Origin of the sequence: Pseudomonas sp. LFS044 (assembly GCF_047978245.1) — a bacterium.
Lineage (GTDB): Bacteria > Pseudomonadota > Gammaproteobacteria > Pseudomonadales > Pseudomonadaceae > Aquipseudomonas.
The window spans coordinates 1-236 of the sequence record NZ_JBFPFX010000092.1; the positions used below are offsets into that span (position 1 = coordinate 1).

Sequence of the window (236 nt, forward strand, 5' to 3'; positions counted from 1 at the left end):
CCATCTGACCCGGCTGGATGAAATTGGCTACGGTGAGAACGGTGAGCAGCCGCAACGCGAAACGTTGTTCGAGCGCGACCCCATTGGCCGGCTGATGGCCAAGCTCAACCGTGATGCGCGACAAAACTATGCCTATGACGATGTCGACCGGTTGCTAAGCATCCAACGTCAACCCAGCGGCATCGGCAAACAACTCGGCATCACCGAAGAAACGCTGGAATACGCCTATGACCTGC

Annotated in this window: 1 pseudogene; it reads left to right on the forward strand. The window is 57.2% G+C overall.

The window, feature by feature from the left end:
- A pseudogene (locus ACNQPL_RS26735) lies at positions 1-236 on the forward strand (sugar-binding protein); the annotation flags it as partial.